Genomic DNA, 6,089 nt, shown 5'->3' with positions numbered 1-6,089 from the left:
CGCCACTACCGTGTCGTGCGGACCAACGGTCCGCACCCACCCAAGGCAATTACACCCAGAGCAATCAGAAGGTATAGCGGACGCGGCCGTAGTAGTACGCGCCATTGCTGCCGATCGGCGACAGCACGTCATACGGCAGGTTGCCGAAGTAGTGGATATCGCTGTTGGACCGATCCGGGTAGTTGTCGGTCAGGTTCTGCCCGCCGATGGCCACGCTCCACTGCGGGTTGATGCGGTATTCGACTTCCGCGTCCAGCTGCCACTCGGCCTGGTAGGTCTGGCGCGGGATGTAGCCATCACCGAAGTTGAACACGCGGGTGGCGCTGCCGTAGCGGTTCACGCGGCTGCTCAGCGACCAGTGGTCGTTGCTCCAGGCAGCCGAGAAACTGCCACGTGTACGCGGTGTGGCATCGGTCAGCGTGTTGGTCTCTTCAATCCCGAACAGCACATAATCCGAGTCCAGCGCCTGCAGCTGGGCCGGCGTGGCCAGCACGTTCTTCAGCGTGGTCTTGGTATACGCATAGGTGCCGGTCAACAGCAGCTGGCCATCGCCCAGCGACTGGCGCCAGTTGCTCACCAGCTCGGCGCCACGGGTGCGGGTATCGGCGGCGTTGACGAAGAAGCTGGCGCTCTGCAGGCCGCTGACACCGTAGTTGGCTGCCACGTAGCCGGTCAGTGCATCACCGGTGATGCTCTCCGACAGTGCGATGCGGTCGTCGATGTCGATCTGGAAGAAGTCCAGCGAGAGGTCGAAGTGTTCGCCGATGCGGCTGGTGAAGCCCAGCGACGTGTTCAGGGATTTTTCCGGTTTCAGGTCCTGCGCGCCAAGGCCACGCGCGATCGGATTGTTGACCGACAGCAAACGGCCCTGCACCAGCTGGCCACCAGCGTTATAGCCGGTGGAGGTGGATTCGTAGCCGATCTGCGCCAGTGAAGGTGCGCGGAAGTTGTTGGAGATGGCACCGCGCAATGCAAACGCCGGCGTGAACTCGTAGCGCAGGCCGAGCTTGCCGGTCAGCTCGCCGCCGAAGTCGTCGTTGTGCTCGTAGCGCGCGGCCAGATCGGTGGAGAACTTCTCGCCAAACTGGCTGGACAGGCTGGCATAGGCGCTGGCCACGTCGCGCGACAGGGTGGCGGCGTCCTGTGGGGTCAGGCCGCCACCGGCCTGTGAGCCGGTCGGGCGGTCGGTGTACGGGCCCGCCGCATAGCTGGCCGGGTCGCCGGGGCGGGTCTGGTAGCGCTCATGGCGCGCTTCCACGCCCAGGCCCAGCGTGTGGCTGATGCTGTCGCTCTGGGTGAACACGCGGCTCAGGTCGAGGTTGCCCACGGTCTGCGCGTACTCGTAGTCGGCGGTCTTGAAGCGGGTCGGGCTGGTCGGGCCCAGCGAGGCGTTGAGCGAGTCGCGCAGGCGGTAGGTGAAATCGTTCTGCCCGTAATCGACGCTGCCATCGTAGCTCCATTCACTCCACTGCCCACGCACGCCGGCCACGGCCTGCACGTCGCGGTTCTCGCCTTCGGAGATCGGCCGGTAGCCGTTCGGATAGACCTGCTTCCAGTTGGCATCGCCATCGGGATAGCGGAAGTAGTTCGCGCCTTCGGTATCCCGCTGGTTGAAGGTACCGAACGCGTAGAACGTCGAGGTCTGGCCCACCGGGATCTCGGTGTTCAGCCACAGGTTGATGTCCTTGCTCTTGCCATCGCCCAGCACATAGTTGCGCTTGCCCTGCAGCGCCAGGTTGCCCGGGGTCTGGTCCCATGGCGGAATCTGGTCGAAGCCGGCGCGATTGGTGCCGTTGCGGTGCTTGTATTCCAGGCCGACGCGCAGGAAGCCGCCGTCTTCGCCCAGCGAAGTGCCGACCTTGGCGCTGATGTTGCCGGTCTGGCCGTCGGTAAGGGTACGCCCGATCGGCTTCAGGTCGGTGTGGTTGGCGCCGTAGCTGGCCTCGATCTCCCCGCCGTCGCCGCCGTTGTCGAGGATTACGTTGATCACACCGGCCACCGCATCCGAGCCGTACAGCGCGCCGGCACCATCACGCAGCACTTCGATGCGCTTGATCGCACTGACCGGAATCGAGTTGAAGTCGACCGGGGTGGTGCCCTTGCCGATCTTGCTGTCGGTGTTGACCAGCGCGGTGTGGTGGCGGCGCTTGCCGTTGACCAGCACCAGCACCTGGTCCGGCGACAGGCCACGCAACTGCGCGGCGCGCACATGGTCGGCGCCACCGGAGTTGGACTGGCGCGGGAAGTTGAACGACGGCAGCAGCGCCTGCAGCGCGCTGCCCAGCTCACCGTTGACCACGCCCGCCTTGCGGATGTCCTCGGCGGTGAGCACATCCACCGGCGAGGTGGATTCGAGCACGGTGCGGTCGGCGGCACGGGTGCCGGTGACGATCACCGTGTCCAGGTTGGTGGCGTCCTGGGCCAGGGCCGGGACGGCGGCGGAGGAAAGCGAGAGGGCGATGGCGAGGCCGAGCGGCGACGCGGGCAGGCGGGTGGACATGGGGGCTCCAGCAACAACGACGACGGGGAAGGGGAGATAGTTTCACTTACATCCATCCGGATGAAGCGATATATTATCTTCGCGTGATGGCCGGTGCCGATGCAAGCCCCTGCCGGCCTGGCATGAGTTGATGCCCTGCTGGCATCAGCACGCCGGGCCGGTGGCGCTGTACGCTGCCGGCTCGCCTTGTCCCCCTTCCCCCGGAGCTGTACCGATGAAACACCTTGGCCTCGTCTTTGCCGTGCTGCTGGCCACCAGCGGCTGCGCCAGCCTTTCTTCGCAGGCGCCCAGCGCCTATGCCACGGCCACTACCGCCGAACTGAAGGGCGATGCCGCCCGCCCGTCTTCCGCGCACGGCTGGGTGCGCAGCGAGCTGTATTTTGGCGTCGGCGAGGAGCAGGGCGCCGGCAACCGCCCGCAGGCCGACACCATCAGCGACGCGCAGTGGCGCACCTTCCTGGACAAGGAAGTGACCCCGCGCTTCCCGGATGGTCTGACAGTGTTCGATGCCTATGGCCAGTGGCTGTTCCGCGGCGATGCCGCGCCCAACCGCCTGCGCACGAAGGTGCTGGTGGTGCTGCATGAGGACACCCCGCAGCGCCGCGCCGATATCGAAGCGATCCGCCTGGCGTGGAAGCAGCAGACCAGGCATCAGTCGGTGCTGTGGTCGCGGCAGCCGGTCGAGGTATCGTTCTGAGTTGAAGGTGCCGCCGCGGTGCCGCAGGGAGCAATGATGAACTACAGGGAATGCCTGCTGGGCCTGGTATTGGTGGGCGTGCTGGCACCGCCGGCGCAGGCGGGTGGGGACGACGGCGAAACGCTACGCTTCCAGGTGGCCGCTCATGTGCAGGCGCATGCCGATCCCCAGCAGGACGGAAGCATCGTGGTGCAGCTGTCACCGTCGGGCAAGCGCCAGACGCTGGCGGGCGCGGCCGATGCCGACGGCAATTCGCGCTGGGGTCTGGAAGACGTCGATTTCGATGGCTACCCGGAACTGGTCGCGCGCGCCCCGGTCGGCATGGTCAACGAGGCGGTGGCGGTGTACCGCTTCGATCCGACCAGTGCCGGTTTCCGCGCGCTGCAGGCCGGTACCCACGGCAAGGACAGTTGTGGTGACCTGATGGGGCTGAGCGTGGACGTTGCCACCCGCACCCTCACCAGCAGTTGCCGCAGCGGCCCGATGTGGTACACCGACCAGTACCGGTTTGCAGGCGCGAAGCTCCATCTGTACCGCTCTGAGAGCGTGCTGATGCTGGGCGATACGTTGAACGCCGCGCTGCATTGGGAACAGACCGAAGAGCAGGGCCCGTTGGCGGTCTGGCGCACCTATGACCCCGCCGGCCGTGTGTTGGAAAGTGCCATCGCCGATGGCCTGGGAGCACCGCCGGACGGGCCGTTGCAGGGGCAGCAGGCCACCGTGATGCCCGCGCGCCTGTTCCTCTTCGACCGACCCGGCGCGTCCAGCACCAAGCGTTACCTGGTGCAGGGGGATCGCGTGGAATTGCAGGATGAACAGAACGGCTGGGTGAAGCTGCGCTATCGCAGCCCGAATCACGGCGCGGTGGAGGGCTGGATCAACGTCAACGATTGACGAGACGTCTACCCGCAGTTTGCACATCGAGGCAATGGGCAACTTGCCCACGGAGGCATCACTTCATCGGGTCTAGCCTCGGACGTTCCCCCGTTCGAGGATGTATCCGATGAGCAAGCGCGTGGCCGAAATCGTGGTGGACGCCCTGCAGCAGGCTGGTGTCCGCCGTTGCTACGGCATCGTGGGCGATACGCTCAACCATGTGACCGATGCGATGCATGGCAGCGAGATCGCCTGGGTGCACGTGCGCCATGAAGAAGTGGCAGCGTTCGCCGCCGGCGCCGATTCGCTGGTGAGCGGCGAGTTGACCGCCTGTGCGGGCTCCTGTGGTCCCGGTGGCCTGCACTTCATCAACGGCGTGTTTGAGAGCAACCGCAACCGTGCGCCGATGGTGCTGATCGCCAGCCAGGTGGTGACCAGTGAGCTGGGCATGGAATTTCCGCAGGAAGTGGATTTCAAGGCGGTCTATGGCAGCTGCACGGTGTTCTGCGAGCAAGTGCACAGCCCGGAGCAGGCGCGACGCGTGGTGGCCCTGGCCTGCCAGGCGGCGATCAGCCGGCGTGGCGTGGCGGTAGTGATCCTGCCGGCCGACATCAGCCAGGCTGAGGTGAAGCACGATGTGCCGTTCTCGGTGCACTACACCCAGCCGGTGCTGCGCCCGTCCGACGCCGAACTGCAGCGCATTGCCGAGCTGCTGGGGCAGGGCAAGCGTATCGGCATCTATGCCGGTGCCGGTTGCCAGGGCGCGCACGCGCAGCTGCTGGAACTGGCCCGGCGCCTGCAGGCGCCGGTTGCGCATACTTCGCGCGCCAAGGATTTCGTCGAGCCGGACAACCCGTACAACATGGGCATGACCGGCATCTTTGGCATCGAATCCGGCTTCCACACGCTGATGGAGTGCGACACGCTGCTGCTGCTCGGCGCCGACTTCGCCTGGGGCCAGTTCTACCCCGACAAGGCCACGATCATCCAGGTCGACCGTGATGGCAGCCACCTTGGCCGCCGCCACCCGGTAAACCTGGGCGTGGTCGGTGACATCGCACCGACGCTGGATGCCTTGCTGCCGATGTTGCCGCCGCGCGAGGACAGCAGTTTCCTGGACGAATGTATCGAACGTCGCGACAAGGCGCTGAAGAAGCGCGAACAGGAGGAACAGCCGGGCGAGGGCAAGCTTATCCACCCGCAGCATCTGACCGCGCTGCTGTCGAAGTACGCCAGCGAGGATGCACTGTTCACCGCTGACGGCGGCTCGCCGATGGTCTGGGTGCTGCGCCATATCCGCGTCAACGGTCGCCGCCGCACGCTGACCAGCCTGCTGCACGGCACGATGGCCAATGCAATGCCGCAGGCCCTGGGCCTGCAGAAGGCGTTCCCCGGCCGGCAGGTGATTTCGCTGTCCGGCGATGGTGGCCTGGCGATGCTGCTGGGCGACCTGCTGACCGCGGTGCAGGAAAACCTGCCGATCAAGGTGGTGGTGTTCAACAATGGCTCGCTGAACTTCGTCGAGCTGGAGCAGAAGGTGGAAGGCCTGCTGGACAACTACACCGACCTGAAGAACCCGGACTTCGGGCGCCTGGCCGAGGTGATCGGCTTCCACGGCCGCACGGTGACCCGCAGCGAGGATCTGGAGGAGGCGGTGCAGGATTTCCTGGCCCAGCGCGGCCCGGCACTGCTGGACGTGCACACCAGCCGCGCAGAGTTGGTGATGCCGCCGCAGATCGAGGCCAAGCAGGTGGCCGGTACCGCGCTGTATGCGGCCAAGGCGGTATTGAACGGCCGCTTCGACGACGTGAAGCATCTGCTGGTGGACAACTTCCTGAAGAAGTAAGGGGGGGGGCGATGCAGGGCTGCGCCCTGCACCTGCGGAGGCGAAGGTCGAAGCAACAGCAACAGCTGGGTATCCGTGGGATGGCGGGTGGGGCCGGTTGCGGGGGACGCTGCAAGTCCCCCTCCGGGGCCCGGCCCAGCCGCTGGCGGCTGTGCGTTCGGGCGCTTGCG

Annotated in this window: 4 protein-coding genes; 3 read left to right on the top strand and 1 reads right to left on the bottom strand. The window is 66.1% G+C overall.

Annotated elements, in window-relative coordinates:
* Positions 1–64 precede the first annotated feature (64 nt).
* Positions 65–2,500 carry a TonB-dependent receptor gene (locus O0J15_RS20100; protein WP_308306188.1) on the bottom strand — a complete coding sequence of 812 codons (2,436 nt, stop codon included), beginning with the start codon at positions 2,498–2,500 and terminating at the stop codon, positions 65–67.
* Positions 2,501–2,714: 214 nt separating this feature from the next.
* Here O0J15_RS20100 and O0J15_RS20095 point away from each other — a divergent pair, with 214 nt between their 5' ends.
* From O0J15_RS20095 to O0J15_RS20085, 3 genes are all read left to right on the top strand, one after another.
* Positions 2,715–3,197, top strand: coding sequence for a DUF3574 domain-containing protein (locus tag O0J15_RS20095; protein WP_021202058.1), 483 nt, complete (start codon positions 2,715–2,717; stop codon positions 3,195–3,197).
* 36 nt (positions 3,198–3,233) lie between these two features.
* Positions 3,234–4,091, top strand: a complete 858-nt coding sequence (locus O0J15_RS20090) for an SH3 domain-containing protein (protein ID WP_308306187.1) — start codon at positions 3,234–3,236, stop codon at positions 4,089–4,091.
* A gap of 109 nt (positions 4,092–4,200) precedes the next feature.
* A complete protein-coding gene (locus O0J15_RS20085) occupies positions 4,201–5,919 on the top strand; it encodes a thiamine pyrophosphate-dependent enzyme (protein ID WP_308306186.1) in 1,719 nt (572 codons plus the stop codon).
* Positions 5,920–6,089 lie beyond the last annotated feature (170 nt).

It is taken from the genome of Stenotrophomonas sp. Sm10 (assembly GCF_030985515.1).
GTDB classification, from domain to species: Bacteria; Pseudomonadota; Gammaproteobacteria; order Xanthomonadales; family Xanthomonadaceae; genus Stenotrophomonas; species Stenotrophomonas hibiscicola.
Note: the sequence above shows the minus strand (reverse complement) of the source record. Positions and strands in the feature narration are given on the sequence as shown.

Bases quoted from the DNA above. Each gene is read 5' to 3' on its own strand.
- O0J15_RS20100 (WP_308306188.1), bottom strand. From the start codon at position 2,500: ATGTCCACCCGCCTGCCCGCGTCGCCGCTCGGCCTCGCCATCGCCCTC.
- O0J15_RS20095 (WP_021202058.1), top strand. From the start codon at position 2,715: ATGAAACACCTTGGCCTCGTCTTTGCCGTGCTGCTGGCCACCAGCGGC.
- O0J15_RS20090 (WP_308306187.1), top strand. From the start codon at position 3,234: ATGAACTACAGGGAATGCCTGCTGGGCCTGGTATTGGTGGGCGTGCTG.
- O0J15_RS20085 (WP_308306186.1), top strand. From the start codon at position 4,201: ATGAGCAAGCGCGTGGCCGAAATCGTGGTGGACGCCCTGCAGCAGGCT.